Below are 25,867 nucleotides of genomic sequence, written 5' to 3'. Positions count from 1 at the left end.
GCCAGTCGTTCCGCTCGCCGGTCAACCGCGTACGGGGGGAGACTCTACGTCAAACGTCCAATCGCCGCGCGCGCTCGAAGTCGCCAGCGTTCGCGGTTCGTGCCGTGCTCGCAACGATGGCGTAGTCAGCGGGTACGCGTTCGCTCGCAGCGGAGTGCCCATGAGAGATCTAGCAACACTGCTACGCCGGTGCATTGTCGTCACGCTTGCCGGAGCAGCCCTCGCCCCAGTCATCTGTGCACAGGTTGCTCTCAAAGACACTACGCGCGCGAGGAACGATTCTCTATTCGGCAGCTACACGCCGCTCAAGGGATTCAAAATCGCCAATACCGAATACGGCGACGTCAACTTCAAGCTCTACGCGTACGTTCGGTACCTGGATCAGCTGGGCCTGGACGAGAAGTACACCGACGGTTTTGGCATCCAGCGCGACGTTCGTCTTCGCCAGGACATCCAATTCCAGAAGGTGAACCTCCAGTTCCTCGGCTGGTTCCTCGATCCGAAGTTTCGCTACTTCGCCTATACGTGGACCTCGAATACAAACCAGGGGCTCGGTGCTCAAGTCGTCGTGGGCGGCAACCTGACATACAACTTCAGCAAGCAGTTTGCGCTTGGCGGCGGTATCAACGCGCTACCCGGAGTGCGCGCGACGGAAGGCAACTTCCCTCTGTGGCTCACGGTGGATAACCGCCTGATTGCCGACGAGTTTTTCCGGCCGTCATACACGATGGGGATTTGGGCCAGCGGCAACATCCAACGCTTCGCCTATCAGATCATGCTCGGCAACAATCTGAGCCAGCTTGGTGTCGACGCCGGACAGTTGGACAAGCGACTCAACACGGTTTCGAGCGTACTCGTGTGGATGCCGACGACCGGCGAGTACGGGCCGCAAGGCGGGTTTGGCGACTATGAGAATCATAGAAAGCTGGCGACCCGAATCGGAGCTCATTACACACGGAGCAACGAGAACTTTCAGGGCCAGTTGAACACCGATCAGTTCGAGAACGTGCAAATCCGCCTGTCGGACGGCAGCATCATCTTCACACCGGACCTTTTTGGGCCGGGCATCCGCGTGACCGATGCGCGCTATCGAATGGGCTCGGCGGACGCTGGGCTCAAGTACCGCGGCTTCGCGCTCGAGGGTGAACATTACTGGCGCGGCGTCGACGACTTCGTCGGCCCCGGCACTGCAGGGCTTCGCACGCTATGGGACCACGGCTTCCAGGTGCAGGCGTCGGCGATGGCGATCCAGAAGCGACTTCAACTCTACGCGTCGCACTCCAAGGTCGTCGGACAGTACGGCGATCCGTGGGACGCACGCTTTGGCGCAAACCTGTTTCCGTTTCCCAGTCGTGGCGTACGATGGAACAACGAGCTGCTTTGGCTGCGACACTCGCCCGTCGGCGGACTGTCGTTGCCATACCCCGTTGGCGGAAAGGGCGTTGTGATGTACTCGAGCTTCGAAGTGAACTTCTGACTGGAGCATCGAAACGAGGGGCGAGCGGACGAATCGTCCGCTCGCCCCTTTGTCATTGTACCCGTCGGATTTGCCGATCAGGGCTTGCTGCGCGGCATTGCCATGAGCGGGTTGCCGTCGAGTGCAGCGGAAATATCAGTAATCGCCTTCTGTCCGCGCACGCTGTTGCCAGCGGAATCGAGCGGTGGCGAAATGACGGCGATGCCAAACTTGCCCGGCGATACCGCGATCAGACCGCCGCCTACGCCGCTCTTGCCCGGCAGGCCCGTCGCGTACAGCCACTTGCCAGAGTCATCATACAAGCCAGCGGTTGCCATCACGGAGAGAATCGGCGGAACGTTCTCGACCGAAACCGCCTGCTTACCCGTCACCGGATTCTTGCCGCCGTTGGCGAGCGTCGCCGCCATCGTTGCAAGGTCGAGCGCGTTGACGCCGACAGAGCACTGACGCGTGTATAGATCGGTCGCTTGCAACGGATCGCCCTTGATGTGTCCGTAGGCGTACATCAACATGCCGATCGCACGATTGCGCTGATTGGTCGCTGCTTCGGATTGGTAGACATCGTTCAGCACGGCGAGTTTACGTCCGGCAAAGTCTTCGTAGGTACCGAGGATCTTTGCCCAGATCGCGTCCGGAGTTCCGCCGCCGACCATGCTCGTTGCGGTGATCGCGCCGGCGTTGACGAGCGGATTCATCTCGCTTCCCTTGTGCTGCTCGATCGCAACGATGGAGTTGAACGCCTGACCCGTCGCGTCGACGCCCATATTTTTCTGAATCGCCATCGGACCGGAGTCCTGAACGACCCGCGCCATCGTGAAGACTTTTGAGATCGATTGAATCGAGACCTCGGTCTTTATGTCACCCGCCGTGTAGACCTTTCCGTCGACTGTGACGAGAACGATGCCGTACAGATTGGGGTCGACCTTGGCGAGCGCCGGGATGTAGTCGGCGTTCTTTCCCTCCTGCAGGCTCTTGTACTTCGCGAATGCCGCGTTCACCGCTGCCGCGGCAGACGCAGGATCGGCGAGTCGGCCGGCGGCCGTACGCGTTTGCTGTGCGTGAACGGGCATCGGTGAGCAGACCGCCAGAAATACGATCGCGGCCGTAAGGCGGGTTATGCGAATGCTCTTGGTCATTGCGCGATCCTCCGAACTGCGTTGGGTAGCTGTACTCGAGAGAAGCGGAACGCGGGAATCCTCGGTAGTGAAGACGCGCCTCGTCCGCGCACCCCTGTGTGCTCGCGTCTGCTGTTGTGTTGGGCGGTCACCCGCGCAAAGCACGTACCTTAGCCCCTCCTTGCGCCAGGATAGTAAGAAGGTTGTTGAATGAGCGATCTCATACACCGATAGTGCGGGCGGATGTTGTTCATGGGTTTGCTCGGCCGAGTCATGGCCAACGGGCGTGCGAATCGATGCGCGGCGCGGAATTTCCTTTCTCATGATGAAGCACGCCGCTGGCGGTGGAACGCGTTCGTCCGTCGGCTTCGTGCGCTGTCCCCGCGCAGCCCGACTACCCCGGCGAACGGTTCGCGGGGATCGGCTCGCGCGCGCTTTCGTTCGCCTCATGGAGACACAATGCGCATCGCAGCGCTTACGCTCTTACTCGGCTCGCTCTGTCTCGCAGCATGCGACGACAGCAACAACGACGTGATCGTCACCCCGGGCACTCGTGTCGGTACCTTCTTCCTCCAGACCGTCAACGGCCGCGAGCTGCCCACGATCGTCCTCGATACCATTGGTCCGCCACTGGCGGTCGAGGTCGTGTCTGGCGCGTTCGCGATTGGGTCGAACAACGCCTTCGTAGAGATCGTCGAATTTCGACTCAGCGACGACATCGGTTCGGCACCCACAGAAACACGCAAGGTGATCTGCCGAGGAACGTTCACCGCCGCGCACGATACCCTCACCTTCGTCGAACTCGCGACATCGGATTGTGGGCGGACCTTTACGGGCATCCTGGGCGACAATCGTCTGTCGACGTCACTCCGTGGACAATCGGCGGTCTACGACCGATGACTCGGTCGTAGTCGCCGCTGACGATCCCGCGTGGATCCTACTTTCCTCCGCCGAACGAATGTCCGTAGCTGTATTTGAACGATGTTTGAATGCGGTAGTCGTTGAACCGCCAGTCGCCCTCGAAGTTGTGGCGATATCCCCACTGGAATTCCGCACCGAGCATCACGTTCTTCGTGGGATAGTGGAGTAGCGTAAGTCCGCCATACTGCCCGATGCGAAACGCCTCGGGCAGTTGCGCGTTGCTGTTATCGACGTTGACGCGCGAGTATCCGATCGTGTTCACCCACCGCTTTTCCTTATCCCAGGTGTGTTCGTAGTACGCCATCATGCCCCAAATGGGCAGCGCACGACCAAGTACCGGGCGGAAGCGATCGCTGAAGTTGAACACGGGCCCGACATCGATCGGCGCATCGTTGTAATAGTTCTCGATGCCGCGACCGCCGTTGGCTTGCAACCGTAACACGTCGCGCTCGGTCACGTTGAGGTTGCCGCCGAGGGCCACACCCCAGCCTGTCGCGCCGCCGGAGAGATTGAACGTGTCCGGTAGCACGTCGTCCCAGCGCATCCAGCGGACGATGCCCGACAGCTTCGCGTGTCCCCATTTCCCAAAGTTGCGCCGGTAGCCGGCGGTGATGTCTGGAGCGGGAAAACGGGCGAGAACATTTTGGAGCTCGATGCGATCGGAGAAGCGCCCCGCATCGCCGCTCGCGCCGGGGCGCTCGAGTGCGAATGTCAGCTCGTTGGTCGAATCGGCGACCACCTGCCAGAACACTTGCGTGTTACGGAAGAACAGCATCCCGTTCGGTCCCCAGTAGTCGAGGACGTTGGGAAACACATCGTTGTCCATGAACTGACTCGGCAACTGACCAGCGCCGAAGCGACCCCACTGGCCGTAGGCGTAGCGAAGACGAATCGTCGTCTGGCCGGCGTCGACGCCGACGCCGAAGAAGTCGAACTCGAACCGCACGTGGACGTCGCCGAACTGCGTCGGAGTGGTGGCCTTCACGCCGAAGCGCGATTGGCGCGGACTGAGCCAGGTGCGTTGGAAACCTCCGAACTCGTCCTGGAACGACGGCAGCTTCGATGGGCGGTTCACATCGAACCAGTTCTGATCGTTCGTCTTGAAATCGTGTCCGAGATCGCCCTGGGCGAATCCGTAGATCTCGATGGTTGGAAGCGTGTCCTTCTTCTGCGTGGCGCGACCCTGACCCTGCGCATCCGCGTGACCGACAGTCACGGCGAGCGCCACGCTCGCCATCCACGCGCCAAACATAGTGTGTTTAGTCATTCTTGCCTCGCGCGCTGTCCACTCCGGCGCGCCGTCTCCAGTGGTCGAAGAAACCCGGTGCATTCTGACCGCGCTTGCGGTCTGCGACTGAGGCTGCCCGTGTCGTCTGTAAGGCGGACGTGCCAGCGATGCGCAGATGAGCGTGAGAAGGGACTGTACTACCGTGCCACGGCGCCGGACATTGGCAGTTGGTCCACGGCCGCAATAAGAGAATGTTGTATCGCTTGTTGGCGTCCAATCAGCCTCGTGCTTTAGCGACCGGCTCCGTGAGAGGCCTCCCATGCCCTCACCCTGCGCCGTCCTTCGTCGAAGAGGCGCGCATAGTTGCCTTTGCGGACCTTCTCGCTGGCCTCAGGCGTCAGTGCCTTCCAGAGCGGCGCGTACATCTCGAATATGGCGAAGTACATCTTCGGATCGGTCGGCGCGACCACGTCCGTACCGAATAGGAATCGATCGGGGAACCTGTTGATTACGTCGGCCGCCGCCTTGACCGTCTGCGGTGTGGCCACGATGTATTTCGCGACCTCGTCCCACGAGATATCGAAATACACATTCTTGTAAGCAGGATCGGCGAGGATGCTTTCGACGATCTCGACTTGTTTCGGATCGCGATCCGGCCGCTCGGCGCCGCCGGTTCCTTGATGCTGCGCCGGATGGACGACGCGGCCGAGCCCCATGTGCGCCCAGATGATCGTCGTCTGCGGGTGGCGCTTGAGCAGCGCCTTCATCTGCGTGAGATAGATCGGTTCTTCGCCGGCTTTTGCAAACGGGCGATCGATGTCGTTGTGTATCAGTACGACGAGCCCGGCTTCGCCCGCGAACTTGAGAATGCTATCGAGCGCCGGGTTCGTGAGGCTTGCGACCTCGCCCGCCACCTTCGAGGAGACGAATTCCTTATGGATCGAGAATTCGCCAATGCCGGAGAACACGCCCGGAAAGACCGTCAGCACGCGGCGAATGTGGTCGGCCGCGTACATGTCCGCCGGATTGAATCCGGTGATCATTGGGTCGAAGCGCGCCTGAACGTCCTTTGGTAGTGCTCGGTACTGCATCGCGATGAACGCGTCGGTGAACGAGTAGTAGTACAGCGCCGCGTCCGTCTCGAGATAGTACGTCGGCGCGTACGTACCAGAGTTGCCGTACGCCCACGTCTGTTGAAGCGGAATGCCAAATAGCGTCGAACGGCCGACGCGCGCGCCCATGATTTTCAGAAACGCGGATGCGTCTGGCCCGCGTTGGATATAGTTGGTGAGGTGAAAGTGGCTGTCGTTGAAGTCCGCACCACTCTGCGCCGTGGCCATCCCGGCGAAGACACTAAGGGCGGAGAAGGTCAGACCGAGGAGGCGGGTCAAGCGCGGCATCATGTTGACGTCCTGCGGCGCCACGGAGTTGGGGCCACAATGCCGCGTCGCATCGTACGACCGACTGAGGCTATCGTGGTCACGCGGCGGGTGATCGTCGCCCGAGCGTATTGAGCGTTCTCTGAACGGCGAACGGTATCGGGCGCGCCTGAGCGCCAGCATTGGACGTTGGTCTATACCAAGAGAACGCGACGTTGCCGCGCCGTCTCGCGACGCGTTGCCGTACCTATTGCCGCGTGCGTGTGAGACCAATGGCCACGTGCTGGGGCCAGAGCGCTCGCCTACGTTCTGCGAGTAATCGCCACCCTCCGCAAGCGTGCGAGAGACCCGAGCCCACCCTCGGCGGCCACTGATGGCTTGGCGCGTTCACAGCAGCTGCGTCGAGCGACACGGCGAAGCGGAACGAACGACCGAACGGATGTCCTCGGCTATCTCGAGCGCGTTCGAGAGGGCACATCCTGATCGACGAACAGATCGATGAAATCCTGAATCCTACTGCGCTCACGGATTCGGGTGGCTAGCTCCGTTGGCACACCCTTGAATGTGATGTCTCGCCGAGGACTGCATATGAAAAACAGAGAACTGATCGCCGCAGCATTCTTGCTGGTCACCGCGACAAGTATGCAAGCCCAAGGCGGAAGCGCCGGTGGAACACTTGCCGTCGATACGATGTCGCTCCCCACAGTCGTCGTTCTCGCCACCGGCGGTACCATCGCCGGCGCGGCCAAGAGCAACGTGACGGCTGGCTACTCGAGCGGGCAGGTCGGCGTGCAGGAGTTGCTCGCAGCGGTTCCCGAGGCGAAGAAGCTGGCGCGGCTAAAAGGCGAACAGATCTCCAATATCGGTTCGCAGGACATGAACGACACGGTGTGGATCAAACTTGCCACGCGGGTCAACGAGCTTCTCGCGATGCCGGACGTGGCGGGCGTGGTCATCACGCACGGTACCGATACGATCGAAGAGACCGCGTACTTCCTGAATCTGGTGATCAAGTCCAAGAAGCCGGTTGTCTTGACGGCCTCGATGCGTCCGTCGACGGCTCTGTCGGCCGACGGTCCGCTGAATTTCTTCAACGCCGTTGCCGTTGCCGCCAATAAGGACGCGCCGGGCCATGGCGTGATGGTCGTCGTGAATGATTGGATTCACGGGGCGTCGTCGCTCACCAAGACGAGCACGACGGCGGTGCAGACCTTCATGTCGCCGCTCTCCGGACTTCTTGGCACCGTGAATTACGGCGAGATCGAGTGGTTCCGTGGGCCGGTCGGTAAGAATACCGTGAACTCGGAATTCTCGGTCGACAAGAACACCGTTCTTCCGCGCGTCGACGTCATCATGGCGACGGAAAACATGGACGGCGTGTTGATCAATGCGGCCGGGGGTGCTGGTGCGAAGGGGCTGGTCATCGCGGGTGTCGGCAACGGCAACATGACGGGCAGCGCACTCAAGGCCCTGGAGGGTCAAGTGAAGAAGGGCGTGGTCGGTGTTCGCTCGACGCGCGTCGCTACCGGAGAGGTTGGTCGCAACGTCGAAGTGAAGGATGACAGCCTGCACCTAGTCGCCTCGCTTTCCAAGAACCCGCAGAAAGCGCGCGTGCTCCTTCGTCTCGCGTTGCTGAAGACGACGGATCTCGCGACGATTCAGCGCTACTTCGACGAGTACTGAGAGTGCTGCGATGGCGACTAGCGCTCACAGCGGTGATGCTGTCGCTGCTGCTGCCGAGCGTGGCGGCCGCACAGCAGGACAGCGCCATCATTCCGGCGTCCGGGAAGACAGCGGATCGCGCGACGCATCGGTGGAAAATGCTCCACGTCAACGAGCTGCAGACACCGTGGACCACCTTCCGCGTCGGCGGGGCCATCCTCCCGGAGATGGCGTCGTTCAGTCAGAACGCCAACAGTCGCATACAAGTCACGAAGATGGGCGCTCCGGCGCCGGACCCGGCGCCGGACGACCCGGCTGACTCGCGCTTGCCGTCGGCACGCCGCAGCGTCTCCGCGTCGAGCAGCGCTCGAACGGCGGCGACGAGTGATTCAGGCGAACTGCCACTCGTCGGCAGGATCCGCGATTCGCGATTCCTCATTTCGGGAGAGCTGGCGACGAAGCGAAGTGTCAACTGGTCCACCGGGATCATGTACGACTGGGCCCTTCACAAATGGTTCATTCGCCAAAGCGGATTCCTGATCGCTGTTCCGGAGATCTACAGCAACTTCTGGGTCGGACGGACCAAAGAGGGGCCGAGTCTGAACCGCGTCATGAGCGGTTACGACGGCTGGACGATGGAACGCTTCACCTTCTCGGATGCCGCCATTCCGCTGCTAGCAGACGGCATCCGATGGCAAGGCTACGTGCCGAAGTACCACCTGATTTGGAATCTCGGTGGGTTCACTGACTGGCTATCGAAGGGCGAATCGTTTTCCTATTTCTCCAAGCAGGTGGCGGGGCGTATCGGCTACGTGAACACGACAGCCGACACCGCAGGCAGTCTCTTTCACGCTGCACTGGCGTTTCAGTTCGGCAGCCCGACCCACGACACGCTGCAGCTGAAGTCGAAGCCCGAGGCGTTCGAAGCGCCGCTCTTCATCAACACGGGCAAGTTTCCAGCGACCTCCGTCCAGTTCGGAGGGATTGAGCTTTACGGTCGCACAGGGCCCTGGCTGTACGGCACCGAATACTACCTGCAGCGAGCAACGTCGCCGGAGTCGGACAACCCCGTCTTCAGCGGTGGCGACGCGTTCGTGACTTGGGTGATGACCGGCGAGATGCGTCGGTACATCGCGCCCGGGAGCGTGTTCACCGCCGTGAGTCCCAAACGGTCCGTTTTCGACGGCGGTACCGGCGCCGTCGAGTGGCTGTTCCGGTTGTCGAACATCGACCTGAACAGCGGTACCCTGAAGGGCGGAACGTTCTGGCGCGTCACGCCGGGCGTGAACTGGTACCTGTCGAACAACGTGCGGGTGCAAGTCGAGTACGGCTCTGGCAGGCTCACGCGATTCGGGACGACGGGCACGACGCAGTTCTTCCAATACCGGCTGCAGCTGCAGTTGTAAATCGCTCATTCCAGTTTATGTAATTCACGAGATGACCGTCGAGCCGTCTCGGCCACGCGGGAGAATAGCATGATGACGACACAACGATTCGCGCCGCAGTTCCGTTCCGTCTTGCCGCGACGCTGGTGGCACGCACCGGTGATTGGGCTCGGGCTCATGGCGACGCTTCCGGTCGCTCGGGCGTGGGCTCAGCAAACCGCAAACGGAAGCCTGGTGCCGCCGCGGGTGGAGAAGGATCTGCTCGGCGAGAAACAGGTCCCCGGCGACGCGTACTACGGCATTCAGACGCTGCGAGCGTTAGAGAATTTCAAACTTTCCGGCGTAGCGATCAATCACTATCCGGGGTTCGTCGAGGCGTGGGCAATGGTCAAGCTCGCGGCCGCGAGAGCCAACACCGAGGTCGGTGCGATGAAACCGGATCGCCTTGCCGCGATCGAAAAAGCGAGCCAGGCCGTGCTTGCCGGGAAGTACCATGATCAATTCATGGTCGATTGGTACCAAGGCGGCGCCGGCACATCGACCAACATGAACGCCAACGAGGTCCTGGCCAACATCGGATTGGAGCTGACCGGCCACAAGAAGGGTGAATACCAGTACCTCGAGCCGCACGACGATCTGAACATGTCGCAGTCGACGAACGATTCCTATCCGACGGCGATCAAGGTTGCACTAGTCCTCCGCGACGACAAACTCGTCGACGAGCTCGAAAAGCTCGTGGCGTCGTTTCGCATGAAGGGTGACGCGTATCTCGAGGTCGTGAAGATGGGCCGCACCGAGATGCAGGATGCTGTGCCGATGACAGTCGGACAGGAATTCCACGCATTTGCATCGTCACTGGAAGGGGAAATTCAGAACATCCGACAGGCGGAAAAGAGCCTCTACACCGTCAACATGGGCGCTACCGCCATCGGCACCGGTATCAACGTGCCGAAGGGCTATCCCGAGGACGTTGCCAAGGAGTTGGCCAAGCTCACAGGAAAGCCGATCGTTCCAGCGGGCGACATGTTGGCCGCCACCTGGGACCAACAAGGATTCGTGATCTACTCCTCGGCGCTGAAGAGCCTTGCGATCAAGCTCTCGAAAATCTCGGGCGATCTCATTCTGCTGGCGTCCGGGCCGCGCGCCGGTCTGTCGGAGATCGATCTCCCAGCGATACAGCCGGGTTCCTCAATCATGCCGGGAAAAGTGAACCCCGTGGTGCCCGAGGTGATGAACCTCGTCACCTTCCGCGTGATGGGGAATGATCTCGTCGTGACATTGGCTGCCCACAGCGGACAGCTCCAGCTCAACGCCTATGAACCCGTCGAGGGACTCGCGCTCATGGAATCGCAGAGCCTCCTCTACAACACGTCGCAGCTGTTCCGCACCAAGTGCATCGATGGCATCACCGTGAATGAGAAAGTGCTCGCGCACTACATGGAAACGACCATCGGCATCGTTACGGCGCTCAATCCGATCATCGGCTACGACAAGGCGACTGAACTCGCGGCCGAGGCAGAAAAAAGTGGCAAGGGCATCATGCAGATCATTCGTGAGAAGCACGTGCTCACGGAGGCACAGATCAAGGATCTGCTGGATCCGGTCAAGCTCACGGGGTTGGACAAGTCCAAGTACCAGAAGAAGTAGTCGAGCCGTCAGCACACGGACGTGTTCGCAACGCGAAGATGTCTCTCATAGGCAGAAGGTCGCATGGTCGGACCCAGCGCCGACGAGGAATCATCCGCCTAACATTTCGCGGAGCCTGTGATGAGTCGTGTCCGTCGCGCCATTGGTTTGGCTCACTACGTCGCGCTGATCGGCGCGCTCACGATCGCCCCGATCAGCGTGGCCGCGCAGGAAGCGGATCCGCTTCCCGCAAAGCCCGACACGTCGAACCGATTCGCGAACACGTTCAACGGTGAGTTCGCACCGGGAGCCGGCTTCACGCTGATCAGCACGAAGCGCGGCTCGCTCAACATCAGCGTCTACGGCCTGTTTCGATACATGAATCAGTATGCCGTCGGGGATTCGTTCACCGATCATCTCGGACGAAAGCGTGCGGCAAATCCGAGAAACGACCTGAACTGGCATCGCACGTTCGTCTGGCTCACCGGCTTCTTTTACGACGAGAAATTCCGCTACAACATCTCGCTCTGGTCGCTCCCCACGACGCAGCAAACGCTGCTTTTCGGCAACCTGCAGTATCGCGCTTCGGACGCGTTCATCATCGGCGTCGGGCTCGCGCCAAACCTCACCGCACGTTCGGTCCAGGGATCGTGGCCCTACTGGGCGGCAACTGACCGGCAGATGGCCGAGGAATTCTTCCGTGGCGGATTCTCATCGGGAGCATTCATCACGGGTCAGCTGCCGCATCGATTGGCGTACACGGTCTCACTGTCGAACAACATCAGCGAGCTGGGCGTGACGCAGGCCAACGACATTCCCACACTTGGGTACAGTGCGGATCTCCGATGGCAGCCGACCACCGGAGAGTTCGGTGCGCGCAACGGCCTCGCGGATTTCGAGTTTCATGAAAAAGTCGCGACGCAGTTCGGGACGTCTGTAATGCGGAGTCGCGAGGGGCGAGGCGCGCCCCTTGGCCAACCGCCGAACGCAACTCAGATCAGATTGTCGGACGGCCTGAATCCATTCGAGCTCGGCGCCTTCGTCGACACGGTGACCGTCGAGAGGCTCACCTATCAATACCTGTCGTTCGACGCGGGCGTGAAGTACCGCGGCAATTCCTTCGTCGCCGAGGGCTACCTTCGCTCGCTCGGCGGCTTTCTCGCGACGGCGCCCGTGCCGCTGAACTCAGTATGGGACCGCGGGTTCATGACGCAAGCGATGCGCATGGTCATCCCGAAAACGCTCGGTGCGTACGTGACGACTGGGTACGTATTCGACGCCTTCAAGCGACACCCCTGGGAATTGTCCGGCGGCGTCGACTACTACCCGTACGGCACACGCGCGTGGCGGCTGAATCTGCACTACATCCACGTCGTGAGGTCGCCGACCGGTTCGTTCTTCGGTTACTACACCGCCGGGCAAACGGGTACGACGATCTCACTGGCCACCGACATTCTGTTCTAGCGGCCAGTCGTCGTCTTACGGCGTTGTGTGTGTCGATGGCGCGGAGAGATTGAGGCCGTATAGCGCGGCCGCATTCTCTCTCATCACCATGCGCGCGAGTGCCTGCGCCCGGTCACGACTGATCTCGCCGTCGCGCATCATGCCGGTGAGCGCGATCGCCAGCGCGCGTCGCGCGGTCGTCGAGCCGACCCACGCGACCTGCTCCCACCCCTGCTCGGCGCCGCCGTCGAAGGCGTCGCTTCCGAACAGCACTTTGTCGGGCCACTCGCCGAGCCATTGACGAAGCACGCCGGCGAGCACCGTTGGCGATAGAATGTCGTCGAGCATCGAGATGTCGGCGTAGACGTTCGGCTTGCTCATTAGCCCCTGCGTCTCGCCAACATGCGGCCAACCGCCGTGCACGATGATGAACTTCGTCGCGCGCAGCGTCGAATCATTGAATGCTGGTTCGAGCAAATGCGGCGCGCTGCCGCGCGGCGAGTAGAATCCGCCGAATGTCTCGAGCACGTGAATTTGAATCGCGAGCTTCTGACGACCCGCCTCGCGCGCAATCGCACGAAAGAGATAGTCCTGCAAATTCTTGTACTCGGCACGCGTCGGCGTTCCGCTGCGAACGTACTTCGCGTAGGTGCGTTGCGCGGCACCAACGTCAGGATCGTCGAAGTCGAGAGGCCGCAGGTACGCTGCCTCGAACTTGATGCCGACGGCACCGTTGGCCTTTTCGCGCGCGAGCGTCGCATTCACCACGGTGCGCACGTAGTCGTCGAGCGTGGCGGGGAGGGCGGCGACCTTGAGGTCGCCTAGATATCGTTTGAGAAGCTTCGCTTCACGCGGATACAGCGACTTCGTGTCCGGCGTTCGCGCCGCCTCGTCGCGCGTGTCGAGCGGAAGCAGAAGCGGGTCGACAAAGGCAATCCATCGAAAGCGTGGTGCGGCCAGCCCGGCTCCCATCACGACGCGGTTCGACATCATGATCTCGATGCCGGTCTGATCGAGTACCCACGTCGGGAAGTTCTGACCCTTGTCGCGCTGGGCGTTGGCTACGGCCGTCTTGAGCGACGTGTGGTAGGCGGCACCAGCCGCGCTGGGGGAAATGTGAAAGAGGGCGCTCTGAGCGGCGCGCCAGATTGGATCGTCGGGCTTGAGACGATTGGGTGGGTCGAAGGGCGGAATGCCGTCGAGGGGGAGCGCGTCGAACTCCGAATCAGCCAGTGCCCCGGCAACGACGGGACGCATGGGATGCGCGTGGTTGTCGATCGCTCGAATGGCGTTGATGTAGCGCGCCAGCCCCGAGTCGACGGGCGCCTGGGCGGAGAGGCGGACGGCTACGGAGATGAAACAGGTTGCTCGCCAGAGGGTCCGGAGCACGACGTTGGCCTCGAAGGTTGGTTCGCCGCGGATATACGACGCGAGTCGCGATGCGTCAATCAATTATCGCGCAGATTCCAACATTGCCGGCGGAAATTTCGTAAGTTCTCGTACGCATCGCCTCCCCTGACGCCTCGCCAATGTCTCTCGCGCGCCACGTTCTCTCGAGCCTCGTTTTCGCGCTCGTCGCAATGCCACTCGCGGCGCAGGAGAACTACGAGATACAGGTCTATGGGGCAGCGACCGTGCCGCGTGGGGTCACGATGTTCGAGCTGCATAGCAACTACACGACGGCGGGTCGTCGATTTACGTCGCTCGAGGGCGAACTCCCGACATACCACGCGCTGCACGAAACGATCGAGATCACGCACGGCGTCACGGATTGGTCGGAGCTCGGGTTCTATTGGTTTATGGCGGTTCCGGCCGGTCAGCGACTCCAGTGGGTCGGTACGCACATCCGTCCGCGGTTCATGGTTCCGGAGAGCTGGGGCTGGCCGGTCGGCGTAAGCATTTCTCAGGAGTTCGGCTACGCACGCGCGCGTTTTTCGGCAGACACGTGGACGTACGAGCTTCGGCCGATCATCGACAAGGAAATGGGCCGGTGGTACGTATCGCTCAATCCAACGCTGGAGAAATCGCTGCGCGGCCCCACCGCCTCCACGCCATTCGTGTTTAGTCCGAACGTAAACGTGGGTTTCGACGTAACCAAGCGGGTGAACCTTGCGCTCGAGTACTATGGCGCGACAGGACCGATCAATCGGCTCGAACCGATCGCGGCCCAGGAGCATTCCCTGTACGCAGCTGTTAATTTGGATTTGGGGCCAGCCTGGGAGTTCAACCTCGGCGTCGGTTCCGCGCTCACGGCGAGCGGCGACAAGCACCTGGTGAAGATGATTCTGGGGCGGCGCGTAGGTCGCATGCCCAAGTAGGATCCGCGGTTTTTTCTCCGCGGGAGTGATCGGCAGCAATCCCGATTGTTTTTATCGGGATTCCTATCTAGGTTGGCTCGTGTCGGCGAATACGTCGACGCTCGAGCCTGTCTGATCAACATCCCGCTCCCAACACATGAACGATCACTCGCCGGCGTTCCGTCGCTGCGATCACACGTGCTCGTGAGTCGAATGGAACGCGCGCAAACGCCTTCCATTCCGCTGACGACCCGCGAGCGAGAAGTGCTCGCCCGGATCGCTGCTGGTATGACGAGCAAAGAGATCGCGTCCGCGCTGGGCGTGGCGCTTCGCACCGTGAACACCCATCGCGAGCATCTCGCGAAAAAGCTGTCGACGTCGTCGGTCGCGGCGCTCGTGCGCTATGCGATCGAGAACGGCATTACCGACATCGACTAATTCAAATCCCCGGCGATAACGCCGGATCAACAATCCCTGAACGACTCATGCGACTCTTCGCTTCAAGGCTCGCCAGCCCCCGGCTTGCCCTCTGCATTCTTGCGCTCGGTGCTGCCTGCTCCAGCTCGAGCGATCTCACCGGACCCACCGCGTCACAGACCGCGTCGCTGACCGTCGACGCCTCCACTGCCACGGCCTTCATCGCGCTCGGCGCGACGCCGCGTACGGTCACAGGCGCTGACACGACCAGCGCCACCGCGTGGGACATCAGCTTCAACGCGACTACCGCCGCGCTCAACACCACGGGCGGCGTCACTGCGTACTGCCTCTGCGAGCACGAGTCGGCCACCGACGCTGCGATCATGACGCTCACCGCCGACGCCGAGTCGGGCACGTTCGAGACGGTCGCTGCGACTGACATTCCCGCCGCGACGACCTTCGCGGCCGACGTCTTCACGCCACACAAGTGGTATCGCTACAACCTCACGGGCAACGATCACCAGATCTGGCCGACGTTCAACGTCTATCTCGTGAAGCGCGGCTCGTCGATCTACAAGGTGCAGGTCATCGGGTACTACGACGTCGCCGGCGCCCCGCGCCACATCACGATTCGCTCGGCGCTCCTCCGCAACTGATGCAGATGCGAAGCGCTGGTTTCGTTGTCGCGCTGTCGCTTGCCGCCGCGCCTATCCTCGCTCAGAGTGACACGGCGCGGTCGTTGCGCGATTCCGTGCGGACGTTCGATCCCGTCATCGTCACGGCCACACGGCGGAACGAACATCGTAGCGACGCCGTCATCTCGACCGCCGTGATTTCGCGCGCGGACATCCACGACGCGGCGGCGAGCGATGTCGCCAGCGTTCTCACGCAGCAACTCGGACTTCAGGCCGCCGCGGGTTCGCCTGCCGGCTCACAGGTCCTGATTCAGGGACTCGGCGATCAGCGCGTGCTCGTGCTGCTCGACGGCCAACCGCTCACCGGTCGCGTCGGCGGCACGTTCGATCTGTCGCGACTGCCGGCGTCTATCGTCGAGCGCATCGAAGTCGTGAAGGGTCCGCAGTCTGTTCTCTACGGCACCGATGCGATGGGCGGTGTGATCAACATCATCACGCGTCGGCCCGGTGCCGGCGCGCGTACGTCGCATGCGATGGTGGCGGAGGCGTCGGCGATCGCTGGGTCGCACAGCCGGCTCGATCTCACGACGCACCTCGGCGGACAGGCGACCCAGTCGACGCCCTTCGGCCTCGATGTCAGTCACAACCACGTCGATCTCGCGCCAGGCCTTACCAACGACGCCGGTGCCTACGCCGATCGTTGGGACTTCGCGCCGCGCCTTCAATACAACGCGTCGCCCACGCTGCAGTTCGACGCAGGCGGACTCGGTGTGATCGAAGCGCAGCGCTATCGCACAGGCCAGTTGTTCAACTTTGGCGACAACACGCAGACCGCCGCGCACCTTGGCGCGACGTGGACGTCCGGCGCGTCGCGACTCACTCCGACGATCGCCTACTCCGGTTTCGAGCATCTGTCGCGTGCGGCAACCGCGTCGCATCCGGCGAGCGACAGCGGCGCGCGCGACATTCAGCGTTTGCTCACTGGCACGCTGAACTACTCCGGTCTGGTGCGCAACTTCGTCGTCGACGCTGGCACCGAGTTGCGCCACGAGTCGATCTCGGCCGATCGCGTTCCTGGCGCTCGCGAGACCGATGCCGCGGCGCTCTTCGCGCAGACCACATGGATGGCCGATGGAATCGCGATCGTGCCAGGAGCACGCGCTGCATGGAGCGAACAGTGGGGCACGAGCGTCACTCCCCGCGTCGCCGCCATGTTGCACCCGCTTGGCGCTGATAAGCCGCTCACAGTGCGCGCATCGGTTGCCGGCGGCTTTCGGTCGCCAGACTTCAAAGAGTTGTATCTGCGTTTCGTGAACGCAGCAGCGGGATATGCGGTCGACGGCAACGCCGCCCTTCGCCCCGAGCATTCGGTGAACACATCGGCCGAAGCCGAGTGGACGGGGCAGCGTACCGATCTTCGCGCCAGCGTCTTCCATAATCGCATCCGTGATCTCATCGAGACGATCGGCCCCGATGCGAGCGGCACCTATACGTATGACAATGTCGGACTTGCCACGACCGCAGGTGCGGAGCTCGAACTGAGCCGTCGCATTGCGCGCGCCGACGTGGACCTCGGCTACTCGTATCTCCATACGCACGACATCAGCCTCGGCGGTCCAATCCTCGGCCGCGCCGCGCATTCGGGTCGAGCAACCGTTCGCGCTGAAACATGGAATCGATTTCGCGTGGCGTTGACGGGCCTGTTCACGGGTGAGACGCCGTCAGCGCGCGACGATCAGGGCCGAGTGAGCGCGACGAGGAAGTCGTTCACCCAGGTGAACGCGCGCGTGGCGCGGGCGATCGCCGTGGGCGGAACGTCGGCGGAGCTTTCCGTTGGCGCGGACAATCTGTTCGACGCAAAGCAGGGCACGGACTGGCCGGGCTTCACCGGCCGTCAGCTATCGGTTGGCCTGTCGTGGACGGGCCGATGACGACCATTCACCAATCACTTGCAACACGGATTATGCGGACACTCAGTTGGCTCGCGCGCGCGGCAGTTACTTCCTTCGTGCTGTCGGCGCCGATGAGCGCACAATCGCCAGCGACGGTCGATCCCTCCGTTGGCGTGTTGATCGTGGCGCACGGCGCTGACAAGCCATGGAACTCGCGCGTCGATTCGCTGGCGAGCGCTGTGCGTCGCGGCGGCGTGGTCCGTGGGCCGGTGGGTGTGAGTTTCCTCATGGGCGACGGAGCGTCGACCAACCGCTTTCAGACGGTTGTCGCCGATCTGCAGCGCGCGGGTGCGAGGAAGATCGTCGTCGTGCCGGCGCTCGTTTCGAGCCATAGCGGGCACTACGACCAGATTCGCTACCTTGCCGGCCAGCTCAATGAGCTCGACACCGAGATGATGCATCACCTGCACATGGCGGGCATCGAGCGTGTGACGAACGTTCCGATGGTCGTGACGCCGGCGCTCGACGATGCAACGGAGCTTGCGGGCGTGCTCGCCGCGCGCGCCAAGAAACTCGAGCCGTCGCCGGCTGGCCGCGCGCTCTTCCTCTTTGGTCATGGTCCAAACTCGGCGGAAGATTACGCGGCGTGGATGGCCAACCTTCGCCCAGTCGCGGACTCGGTGCAGCGTGCGACGGGCTTCGCGAGCGTATCGATCGAACTCGTGCGCGATGACGCGCCAGCAGCGGTTCGCGGAGAAGCAGTCAAGCGGGCGCGAGAGATTATCAGCCTGCAACAGGCGGCGACGCGCAAGGATGTCATCGTCGTGCCGATTCTCGTATCGTCCGGCGATGTGAGCCTCAAGAAGCTGCCCGCTGATCTCGCGGGTATGCCGATCGTTTACACCGGAGAGCCGCTGCTTCTCGATACGCAGCTTGCGCGCTGGGTGGAGCACCGCGTGATCGATGCGACGCGCGAGACGACGTCGGCCACGGTTCGGTAGGGGACTACTGGTAGTAGCGTCGAGCGCCAGCGCTCTGTCACAATCTGCGACACAAGGACAAGTCGAACGTTTCGATGTATCAAACAAAGCGGCCCGCGCTTTCGCGCGGGCCGCTTCCTTATCTCTAGCGCCCAGCAACTAGCGCCTAGTGCCTAGTTCTTACCAGCATCCAGGTCATTCCAGTTCATGAGGGCATTGAAGCCCATCGCGAACGTGCCCTGGGTCTGCCAACGCCAGTACGGGCGGAAGGCAAACATGACGAGGTGACCGTTGCCGATCTTCTCGTCCACGAGGCCAGCGCGCTTCGACAGCAATTCGCCGTGTTCGAGCGTTCCGGACAGCAGCATGTCGTCTGACTTCTCGGGGAACTGCACGACGACGCGCGTCGACGAGTTCGGATCAGCCGAGAGACCAGCGACCGTCGCCGGACCCTGCGGTCCACCGAATCCGCCGCCGAAGCCGCCGCCAGCGCCACCACCACGTCCGCCGCGACCACCAGCGCCGCCGGACTGCGCGACGTTGAAGTCGTTGCTGATACTCGTCGCGAGACCGAACGGCGTTCCGGTGTGATCCGGATCCCAGCCCGACAGCTTGAGCGGGTTCGCCATTGGCGTCGTGTTCTGCACCACCGAGCTACCGCCGCGACCAGCCGCGTTCGCGGCGACCGCAGTTCCAGCACCAGCACCGGCGTTCAGGATCGGCGCAGAGCTGAAGTACACCGGGACTTCCGAGCGATTGTAGCCATAGACGAGCGGGCTCTTCGCGTCGGCAATCATCGCGCGGAGGATCGTGCCTCGAGCAAACAGGCCGTTCGACGGCTCGGACTTCACGCCAGGCGTGAGGTTCATCTCGGGCAGAATCTGCGACGTGTTGCCTTCGGTGATCACCGTACCGCCGGCCTGAATGAACGCGTACAGGGCCTTCATGCCGTCTTCGCCGAGCGCGCCGCGAACATCATCGGTGGAATCGGGGAAGCCGAGTGACGGGAATTCCTTCGTGCTCTTGTACGGGACCGGGGTGCTGGCTGCTGCACCACCGCGACCGCCACCGGCACCAACGCCGCTGCCGCCGTGCGGATAGATGAGGACATCGAACTTGGTGCGGAGGTCGCCCATCTTGGCGAGCGAATTCTCACCGAAATACTGATAGGGCACGCCGTACGTGTCGAGCGCGGCGCGAACCCAGCCTTCATCCTGCGTGCGCGTCCAGCTGTGGATGTAGCCGATGCGCGGAATGTCGAGGTCGTGCGACTTCACCGTCGGTGCCGATACGGCGTAGGCCGTGAGGCCGAGCGACTTGATCGACGCATCGAGCTGTGCGCGATTGCCGCCAGCGACGATGATCGCGCCCGCCGAGAAGTTGTGGCCGTCGGCGGTGAAGGCGTCTTCGGCCGCAGCCATCTTCACGCTCGCGTTCTTGAAGCGGAAGGTGACCAGCGAATTGTCGCTGTTGTTCTCGACGACGATCGTGTTGCCCGTGCCCGTGATGCCGCCCGACGCGGTGACGTCTTTCTTCACCGCCGTCATCGGCTCCTTGAGGATGCTCTGATCAGCCACTTCCGTGACTGTGATGTTGCGCATCAACGGGAACGTCCAGCCGGTGTCGTCGTACGGCGACGGGTTCGTCGGCGAGAAGTTCTGGAGCGAGAAGTACATGTCGGCGATCGTGCGATACGGCTGGTCGCCGCGGATGATGTAGTCGCCCGCGTTGACCTGCACGTTGCCGGCCTTGAACGACGAGTTCGCGGTGTGGAACTCGAGACCCTGGGTCTTGAGCTCGTTCACAGCTTCAGCCGCATTCTGACGCGCGTGCTGATTCGCCGGAATGACCCACGCTGCGACGCCGCTCTTGGCCTTGGCGACGGCACGCTTGTTCTTCGTCCAGTAGTTGTCGAGGTACAGCTCCTTGTCCTTGCCCATGCGTGAGAGCGAGAACAGGATCGCCGATTCCTGGATGTTCGTGTTCGCGCGCGGGCTCCACATGATCGAGTCGAGCGGCGGATTCGGACGGAACCACTCCTTGCTCGTCGTCGTGCGGCCCGGCTGAACCGGGTACCACTCGCAAGCGCCGGAGCAGTAGCTCTGCACTTCGTAGAAACGGCCGATCGCGTTGTGCGTGTGCGCGATGAAGAACATGTAGTTCGGCACCCAGCCGTCGTAGAACCCGTAGGTCCACACGCCCGGGACGCCGCGCTTCGTCATTTCCATGACGTCGTTCTTCGCGAGCATCCACCATTCGTCAACGACGATCGGATCGAGCGCGTCGTTGTACGGGCCCGTGCCGGTCGACGAATAGAGATACGTCTGCGCCTCGTGCAAGTCGTGCAACACGGTCGGCGTCCAGTCGAGGAACGTCTTCGTCGTGTTCTTCGTCAGGTCGAGATACTGACCCATGCCGTCGCGGTTGTTGTCGTGCTGGACGTACTTGCCCCAGTACATGAGCGACAACGGACCGCCGCCACGACCGCCAGCGCCGCCCGCCGCGCTGTGTTCCTTGTTCCACTTCTCGTTGAAGTAGTGGTTGTCGACGTACTTCTCGCGGCCGTCGACTTCGATCACCGGCGTGATCAGCGTGATGACGTTGTTGCGAATGCCCTGAATGAACGGCGTCTCCTCGACGACGAGGCGATATGCCAATTCCATCAACATTTCCGGGCCGCCCGACTCGGGCGAGTGCATGCCGCTCGTGATCCAGTACGCCGGCTTGGCCGTCTTGATGATCTGCTTGGCCTGCGCCTCGGTCGTCTTGCGCGGGTCAGTTAGAGAATTCAAATAGCCTTTGTACTTGTCGAGATTGGCGATGGTGGCTTCGTCGGCGATCGCGAGCATGACCATGTCGCGGCCTTCTTCCGTCTTGCCAATCTTCCAGAACTTGGCGCGCTTGGGGTTCGCCTTCGCGACCGCTTCCAGATAGCGGTGGATATCAGCCGCGTGATCCAGGATGCCTGGCGCGCCGACGATGTGGCCGAGGAACTTGAGGGGCGTCGGCACCGTCGCGGACGCGGGAAGATGATCGACCAGCTCGGTCGAGATGCGCGGATCGGACAGAGCCTTCTTGATCTGCGCGGTGTACTCTGCATCCATCTTCTGCGCGGCTTGCGCCTGCGCGGCCGGGACGACGGCCAGTTGCGACAGTGCGCCGGCGGCGAGCAACGCCATACTCCATCGGCGCATCGAACCTGTCGAGCGGGACATCCTGTCTCCTATCTGAATGGGCTGAAGCGGCGGGAAAGGGACGCGGGGAGCGGGGAAACGCGTCCTCTGCGACATCGCTGAGTTTACCCCTCCGCACGCCTCCACGCGAGAGCGGGAGGGGATCGGAAACCAGGTGGGAAACGCCTCCCTCTTCCGGCGTCCGGATTTCCAGGTAGATCTGAGCCATCCCCGTTGTCCTGTCCGTCTTTTACAGTCGGAGGACGTCATGTTGGAACGAGCTTCTGGTACCCGCACTCCTCGCCGCGGTTTTCTCAGTGGGATCGCCGCAGGTGCTGCCGCCCTGGTCGTCGGCAGATGGTCGAACGCCAGCGCAGAGATTGCCCCTTTCGCCGCACCCGCGCTAGGCGATGAATGGCTCACCAAGATCAAGGGCAAGCATCGCCAGGTCTTCGACGCCACCAGTGCCAACGACGGCTTTGGCGTCGCATTCGGCCTCAACTTCATCGATTCGACCAAGGAAGCTCAGAAGCTCGCCGACAGTGACCTCACGGCCGTCATCGTATTTCGGCATTTCTCGATGCCGCTCACGCTCAACGACAAAATGTGGACGAAGTACAAGATCGGAGAGCTACTGAACGTCAAGGATCCGAAGACGAACGCCTTCGCCACGCGGAACATCTTCCACGACAACATTCCGCTGCACCCCAACCTCACCTACGAACAGGCGATTGCCACGCGCGGAGTGATCATTTGCGCGTGCAACATGGCGCTCACCGTGGCCAGTGGGATGCTCGCCCCCAAAGCCGGCGTAACCGCCGACGTCGCGAAGAAAGAGTGGACGGCGAATCTTCTGCCCGGCGTCGTACTCGTGCCGTCGGGCGTCTACGCCGTCAACCGCTCGCAGGAAACCGGGTGTACGTACTGCTACGCCGGATGACGGCCTAGCGCCTCGCGCAAACGCTGCGCTCGCTCGGCTGCTGGTCCGGGCGAGCGCGGACCCGGGATTCCCGGCGTCGGCTCGACGCGCAGCCAGGCGAACACCGGTCCGGGCGCGCCGAGTACCGTGCCGATCTGCTGCTGCCACTCCCCGAGCGCGCTGAATTCGAACACTGATGTGAATCCTGCGCCGCGCGCGATCGCCGCAAAGTCGACGGTGTTCGACCCAGCCGTCGGTTGAGCGCCCGTGACTTCGTACACCCCGTTGTCGAACACGAGCACGATCAGGTTGGTCGCTCCCGAGCCGGCGATGGAGACCAGCGACCCGAGATTCATCAGCATCGACCCATCGCCATTGCAGACGATGACCCGTCGCTCCGGCTGCGCGAGCGCCACGCCGAGTCCCAGCGAGGTCGCGTGGCTCATCGCCGATGGAACGAAGACGATGTCGAGCGGCTGCTGCGGCATCGTCATCCAATCGCGCGCCGTCGCCATCGTCGTGATGACGACATCGGCCTCGGCGCGGCAGGCGTGAACGGCGGCGAGGGCCTCCTTGGGTTGCATGCGCTGCGCGATCACGCTTTGCCCTCCGCCACGAGGATCGCTCCCGGTTTGTTCGCGCCGCGACACGCCGAATAGTGCTCAGCGATCTCACCGATCTGCGACGGATTGGTGATCAGTCGATAGTTCACCTTCCACGTATCCAACACCGGTTCGGTGAACACGAGACAGGTATCGCCGGGAAGCGTGTCCTGATTGAGATAACTCCGATATCCAATGATGCTGAAGATCGGAAGCTTCCAGTCGTGTAAAACGTTGCGAATCGCGTCGCCCGACTCGAACAGTCCCGTGCACTGAATCATCACGAGCGGCGTGGCGCCGCCGAAGTGCAATCCGGCGGCGACTTCCCACGCTTCACCTTCGCGGCACACGCGTACGAGTCGCGTCCGTCCCCGGCGCTCGATGGCATCCTGCCACACGCCAATCGTGCTGTCGGGAACGGTGACGACATGCGTGATCTGCATTTCGTCGAGAAGCTCGGCAACCTGCTCGCCAGAGAACATGTGCGCGGAGTGAGAGAGCTGTTTACGCCTTTGGCGTGACGGGCGTGAGGACCAGGTTCTCGATGAAGAATTCCATCATGCGCTGCTGATTGAGTCCCGAGTGTCCCTGATCCGGACCAACCTGCACGTCGAAGCTCTTACCCGCGCGCTGCAGCGCGGCGATGAACTGCATCATGTTCGACGGATGGACGTTGTTGTCCATCGTGCCGTAATAGAGCATCAGGCGGCCGCGCAGCTTGTCGGCGTACGTCATCGCCGAACCCTTGTCGTAGCCGTCCTTGTTCTCCTGCGGTATCCACATGTACCGCTCGGTGTAGATCGTGTCGTAGTTGCGCCAGTCGGTCGGCGGTGACGACGACGACGCAGCCGCGAACACTTCGGGATGACGCACAATTTCCATCGCCGACGTGTAGCCGCCGTACGACGTACCGAAAATGCCAACGCGATTCTTGTCGATGTACGCGCGACCCCAGAGCGCCTTCACACCCTCGGCCATATCATCCATCTCGGTCTGGCCAAGCTTGAGGTAGATGTCGTCGAGCTGCTTCTTGCCCATGCCCGGCGTGGCGCGCGAATCGAGATTGAGTACGATGAAGCCGTATTCGGTCAGCGGATTCGGCGTCTGAAACCGCTCGCTCGACGTATTGCTCGCCGACGCGGGTCCGCCATACACCGTGACGAGCACCGGATACTTCTTGGTCGCGTCGAAGTTCGACGGGAAGTGAATCATTCCGTGCAACTGCGACTTTCCATCGGCGGCGAGATACGTGTACATCTCGACCTTCTTCAGACCGAGCTCGTTGAAGCGCGCGAGATCCGTCTTTGCGAGCTCCGACACGACCTTGCCATTCGCGTCGACGAGCCGAGTCACCTGCGCCTGGTCGTGCGTCTCGGCGATGTCGACGAAGGATTTACCGTCGGGCGCGAGCGAAACGGTGTGCGTGAACGCCGGATCCGTCAGCCGCTTGTCGTTCTTTCCATCCAGCCCGACACGATGGAGCTGGAGCTTCATGTAATTGTCGCCGTCGCGCGCGATGTAGTACAGCGTGTTCGCCGCTTCGTCGACTTTCACCACCGACGCTGCCTCGAACTGATTGTTCGTCAGCGTCGTGATCAGCTTGCCGGTGAGATCGTACAGATAATAGTTCTTGAAACCGTTGCGCTCCGACTCCCAGATGAAACGCTTGCCGTCGGCGAGATACCGCATGAACGGCGAGTTCTCGATCCAACCGGTCGGCCACACTTCGTGGATCACCGCGCGACACTTGCCGCTCGAGGGATCGCATGCGGTGAGGTCGAGCGTGTTCTGGCGGCGATTCGTGCGATTGAACATCAGCTCGTGGCCGTCGGGTGACCACGACACGCCGTACACGTAGTAGCCAACGGCGTCGTTCTCGAACGGCTTGCCGTCGCGGACATCTACGCGTGTGGTCTTCTTCGTGCTCACGTCATACACGAACAGATCGACGACAGGATTCGGCACGCCCGGCTTTGGATACGCTTCGACGTCGAGGCTGTCCTGCACCTGGGTCAGGCTCGTGGCCAGATAGAAGTCCGGCACCTTGCTTTCGTCGAACCGATAGTACGCGAGCTTCGTCCCGTCCGGCGACCACCACATGGCCGTCCGCTGTCCGAGCTCCTCGCCGTACACCCAGCTCGCCGTGCCGTACTTGATCCGCCCCTGAACACTGCCGTCGGTCGTGAGCTGAACCGCGTTCGCGCCGCTAGAATCGCCGACGAACAGGTTCCGATCCTTGTAGATCGCGCGATGATTTCCGGCGGGTGCGATCGCGAACTCGAACTGTCGGCCACGCGCTGGCTGTCCTCCACCGCCGCCTCGTCCGCCGCGGCCGCCGCCCTGTTGCTGGGCAGACGCCGGCGCGTCGCTCACTTGCTTCGTTGCGACGTCGTACCGAAGGCGTTTGCCCGCGTTCTCGAACTCGAACGATTTGCCGTCCGCCGCCCACGTGGCGCCATTTCCGCCGCCACGTCCAAAACCAGCTGGGGCGCCGCCGACCGCCGATCGAATGAGCGGTGCCATGCGCGTGTACTGTTCATAGCCTGGCATAGATTTCAGGCGATCCTGCGCGCCGGCAGCATGCGCAAGGCCAGTGGTCATAAACAGGGTCGCGGCGCTGGTCAGCGCGACTCTCGTCGTCATCGTCGTCATGTCGTGTAATCTCCTGAGCCCAACGGGCTTACGGACCAATACGGTCTCAACTCCTTAGTGTACC

At 62.1% G+C, this 25,867-nt stretch carries 20 protein-coding genes; 12 read left to right on the top strand and 8 right to left on the bottom strand.

Annotated elements, in window-relative coordinates; genetic code table 11:
• The first annotated feature begins 160 nt into the window (after window positions 1-160).
• Window positions 161-1,477 carry a hypothetical protein gene (locus AC6H4Z_RS16880; RefSeq protein ID WP_497543127.1) on the top strand — a complete coding sequence of 439 codons (1,317 nt, stop codon included), beginning with the start codon at window positions 161-163 and terminating at the stop codon, window positions 1,475-1,477.
• A 77-nt stretch (window positions 1,478-1,554) separates the two neighbouring features.
• Here AC6H4Z_RS16880 and glsA read toward each other — a convergent pair whose 3' ends face one another.
• The gene (gene glsA / locus AC6H4Z_RS16875; RefSeq protein WP_497543126.1) at window positions 1,555-2,613 is read right to left on the bottom strand and encodes a glutaminase A; all 1,059 of its coding nucleotides are present in this window, start codon (window positions 2,611-2,613) and stop codon (window positions 1,555-1,557) included.
• Between the two features lie 438 nt (window positions 2,614-3,051).
• On the opposite strand from glsA, the gene AC6H4Z_RS16870 reads away from it, so the two are divergent.
• Window positions 3,052-3,492 (top strand): hypothetical protein, encoded by a 441-nt coding sequence (locus AC6H4Z_RS16870; RefSeq protein ID WP_497543125.1) that lies wholly within the window; start codon window positions 3,052-3,054, stop codon window positions 3,490-3,492.
• A 37-nt stretch (window positions 3,493-3,529) separates the two neighbouring features.
• On the opposite strand, the gene AC6H4Z_RS16865 is transcribed toward AC6H4Z_RS16870, so the two are convergent.
• Complete coding sequence (locus AC6H4Z_RS16865; protein WP_497543124.1) at window positions 3,530-4,780, bottom strand: DcaP family trimeric outer membrane transporter; 1,251 nt, start codon at window positions 4,778-4,780, stop codon at window positions 3,530-3,532.
• Window positions 4,781-5,031: 251 nt separating this feature from the next.
• Window positions 5,032-6,141 carry an amidohydrolase family protein gene (locus AC6H4Z_RS16860; RefSeq protein ID WP_497543123.1) on the bottom strand — a complete coding sequence of 370 codons (1,110 nt, stop codon included), beginning with the start codon at window positions 6,139-6,141 and terminating at the stop codon, window positions 5,032-5,034.
• 621 nt (window positions 6,142-6,762) lie between these two features.
• Between AC6H4Z_RS16860 and AC6H4Z_RS16855 the strand changes: the two genes are divergently transcribed.
• From AC6H4Z_RS16855 to AC6H4Z_RS16840, 4 genes are all read left to right on the top strand, one after another.
• The gene (locus AC6H4Z_RS16855; RefSeq protein ID WP_497547060.1) at window positions 6,763-7,803 is read left to right on the top strand and encodes a type II asparaginase; all 1,041 of its coding nucleotides are present in this window, start codon (window positions 6,763-6,765) and stop codon (window positions 7,801-7,803) included.
• A 2-nt stretch (window positions 7,804-7,805) separates the two neighbouring features.
• On the top strand, window positions 7,806-9,188 hold the full coding sequence (locus AC6H4Z_RS16850; RefSeq protein WP_497543122.1) for a porin: 1,383 nt from the start codon (window positions 7,806-7,808) through the stop codon (window positions 9,186-9,188).
• A 72-nt stretch (window positions 9,189-9,260) separates the two neighbouring features.
• The gene (locus AC6H4Z_RS16845) at window positions 9,261-10,814 is read left to right on the top strand and encodes an aspartate ammonia-lyase (RefSeq protein WP_497543121.1); all 1,554 of its coding nucleotides are present in this window, start codon (window positions 9,261-9,263) and stop codon (window positions 10,812-10,814) included.
• Between the two features lie 120 nt (window positions 10,815-10,934).
• Window positions 10,935-12,257: a hypothetical protein gene (locus AC6H4Z_RS16840; protein ID WP_497543120.1), complete on the top strand. Its 1,323-nt coding sequence runs from the start codon at window positions 10,935-10,937 to the stop codon at window positions 12,255-12,257.
• Between the two features lie 15 nt (window positions 12,258-12,272).
• Here AC6H4Z_RS16840 and AC6H4Z_RS16835 read toward each other — a convergent pair whose 3' ends face one another.
• The gene (locus AC6H4Z_RS16835; protein WP_497543119.1) at window positions 12,273-13,688 is read right to left on the bottom strand and encodes an amidohydrolase family protein; all 1,416 of its coding nucleotides are present in this window, start codon (window positions 13,686-13,688) and stop codon (window positions 12,273-12,275) included.
• A gap of 77 nt (window positions 13,689-13,765) precedes the next feature.
• On the opposite strand from AC6H4Z_RS16835, the gene AC6H4Z_RS16830 reads away from it, so the two are divergent.
• The 5 genes from AC6H4Z_RS16830 to AC6H4Z_RS16810 all read left to right on the top strand — a co-directional run bounded on the left by AC6H4Z_RS16830 (window position 13,766) and on the right by AC6H4Z_RS16810 (window position 18,478).
• A complete protein-coding gene (locus AC6H4Z_RS16830; RefSeq protein WP_497543118.1) occupies window positions 13,766-14,554 on the top strand; it encodes a hypothetical protein in 789 nt (262 codons plus the stop codon).
• 72 nt (window positions 14,555-14,626) lie between these two features.
• On the top strand, window positions 14,627-14,971 hold the full coding sequence (locus tag AC6H4Z_RS16825; RefSeq protein WP_497543117.1) for a response regulator transcription factor: 345 nt from the start codon (window positions 14,627-14,629) through the stop codon (window positions 14,969-14,971).
• 47 nt (window positions 14,972-15,018) lie between these two features.
• Window positions 15,019-15,606: an HmuY family protein gene (locus tag AC6H4Z_RS16820; RefSeq protein ID WP_497543116.1), complete on the top strand. Its 588-nt coding sequence runs from the start codon at window positions 15,019-15,021 to the stop codon at window positions 15,604-15,606.
• Window positions 15,606-17,516, top strand: coding sequence for a TonB-dependent receptor plug domain-containing protein (locus AC6H4Z_RS16815; RefSeq protein ID WP_497543115.1), 1,911 nt, complete (start codon window positions 15,606-15,608; stop codon window positions 17,514-17,516). Before AC6H4Z_RS16820 ends, AC6H4Z_RS16815 begins: the two co-directional genes overlap by 1 nt.
• A 32-nt stretch (window positions 17,517-17,548) precedes the next feature.
• Window positions 17,549-18,478, top strand: a complete 930-nt coding sequence (locus AC6H4Z_RS16810; protein WP_497543114.1) for a sirohydrochlorin chelatase — start codon at window positions 17,549-17,551, stop codon at window positions 18,476-18,478.
• A gap of 152 nt (window positions 18,479-18,630) precedes the next feature.
• Here AC6H4Z_RS16810 and AC6H4Z_RS16805 read toward each other — a convergent pair whose 3' ends face one another.
• On the bottom strand, window positions 18,631-21,672 hold the full coding sequence (locus tag AC6H4Z_RS16805) for a M14 family zinc carboxypeptidase (protein WP_497543113.1): 3,042 nt from the start codon (window positions 21,670-21,672) through the stop codon (window positions 18,631-18,633).
• Window positions 21,673-21,898: 226 nt separating this feature from the next.
• Between AC6H4Z_RS16805 and AC6H4Z_RS16800 the strand changes: the two genes are divergently transcribed.
• Window positions 21,899-22,570: a twin-arginine translocation signal domain-containing protein gene (locus AC6H4Z_RS16800; RefSeq protein ID WP_497543112.1), complete on the top strand. Its 672-nt coding sequence runs from the start codon at window positions 21,899-21,901 to the stop codon at window positions 22,568-22,570.
• On the opposite strand, the gene AC6H4Z_RS16795 is transcribed toward AC6H4Z_RS16800, so the two are convergent.
• From AC6H4Z_RS16795 to AC6H4Z_RS16785, 3 genes are read right to left on the bottom strand one after another with little or no spacing between them, the layout of a single operon-like run.
• Window positions 22,558-23,148 (bottom strand): thiamine pyrophosphate-dependent enzyme, encoded by a 591-nt coding sequence (locus AC6H4Z_RS16795; protein ID WP_497543111.1) that lies wholly within the window; start codon window positions 23,146-23,148, stop codon window positions 22,558-22,560. The two genes, AC6H4Z_RS16800 and AC6H4Z_RS16795, sit on opposite strands and share 13 nt — an antisense overlap.
• The gene (locus AC6H4Z_RS16790; RefSeq protein ID WP_497543110.1) at window positions 23,145-23,633 is read right to left on the bottom strand and encodes a thiamine pyrophosphate-binding protein; all 489 of its coding nucleotides are present in this window, start codon (window positions 23,631-23,633) and stop codon (window positions 23,145-23,147) included. The genes AC6H4Z_RS16795 and AC6H4Z_RS16790 overlap by 4 nt, the downstream gene beginning before the upstream one ends.
• A gap of 22 nt (window positions 23,634-23,655) precedes the next feature.
• Window positions 23,656-25,803, bottom strand: a complete 2,148-nt coding sequence (locus AC6H4Z_RS16785; protein WP_497543109.1) for a S9 family peptidase — start codon at window positions 25,801-25,803, stop codon at window positions 23,656-23,658.
• Window positions 25,804-25,867 lie beyond the last annotated feature (64 nt).

It is taken from the genome of Leucogemmata humicola, assembly GCF_055379415.1.
This window is presented reverse-complemented; position numbering and strand designations above follow the sequence as displayed.

Bases quoted from the DNA above. Each gene is read 5' to 3' on its own strand.
- AC6H4Z_RS16880 (WP_497543127.1), top strand. From the start codon at position 161: ATGAGAGATCTAGCAACACTGCTACGCCGGTGCATTGTCGTCACGCTT.
- glsA (WP_497543126.1), bottom strand. From the start codon at position 2,613: ATGACCAAGAGCATTCGCATAACCCGCCTTACGGCCGCGATCGTATTT.
- AC6H4Z_RS16870 (WP_497543125.1), top strand. From the start codon at position 3,052: ATGCGCATCGCAGCGCTTACGCTCTTACTCGGCTCGCTCTGTCTCGCA.
- AC6H4Z_RS16865 (WP_497543124.1), bottom strand. From the start codon at position 4,780: ATGACTAAACACACTATGTTTGGCGCGTGGATGGCGAGCGTGGCGCTC.
- AC6H4Z_RS16860 (WP_497543123.1), bottom strand. From the start codon at position 6,141: ATGCCGCGCTTGACCCGCCTCCTCGGTCTGACCTTCTCCGCCCTTAGT.
- AC6H4Z_RS16855 (WP_497547060.1), top strand. From the start codon at position 6,763: ATGCAAGCCCAAGGCGGAAGCGCCGGTGGAACACTTGCCGTCGATACG.
- AC6H4Z_RS16845 (WP_497543121.1), top strand. From the start codon at position 9,261: ATGACGACACAACGATTCGCGCCGCAGTTCCGTTCCGTCTTGCCGCGA.
- AC6H4Z_RS16840 (WP_497543120.1), top strand. From the start codon at position 10,935: ATGAGTCGTGTCCGTCGCGCCATTGGTTTGGCTCACTACGTCGCGCTG.
- AC6H4Z_RS16830 (WP_497543118.1), top strand. From the start codon at position 13,766: ATGTCTCTCGCGCGCCACGTTCTCTCGAGCCTCGTTTTCGCGCTCGTC.
- AC6H4Z_RS16820 (WP_497543116.1), top strand. From the start codon at position 15,019: ATGCGACTCTTCGCTTCAAGGCTCGCCAGCCCCCGGCTTGCCCTCTGC.
- AC6H4Z_RS16815 (WP_497543115.1), top strand. From the start codon at position 15,606: ATGCAGATGCGAAGCGCTGGTTTCGTTGTCGCGCTGTCGCTTGCCGCC.
- AC6H4Z_RS16810 (WP_497543114.1), top strand. From the start codon at position 17,549: ATGCGGACACTCAGTTGGCTCGCGCGCGCGGCAGTTACTTCCTTCGTG.
- AC6H4Z_RS16805 (WP_497543113.1), bottom strand. From the start codon at position 21,672: ATGTCCCGCTCGACAGGTTCGATGCGCCGATGGAGTATGGCGTTGCTC.
- AC6H4Z_RS16800 (WP_497543112.1), top strand. From the start codon at position 21,899: ATGTTGGAACGAGCTTCTGGTACCCGCACTCCTCGCCGCGGTTTTCTC.
- AC6H4Z_RS16790 (WP_497543110.1), bottom strand. From the start codon at position 23,633: ATGTTCTCTGGCGAGCAGGTTGCCGAGCTTCTCGACGAAATGCAGATC.
- AC6H4Z_RS16785 (WP_497543109.1), bottom strand. From the start codon at position 25,803: ATGACGACGATGACGACGAGAGTCGCGCTGACCAGCGCCGCGACCCTG.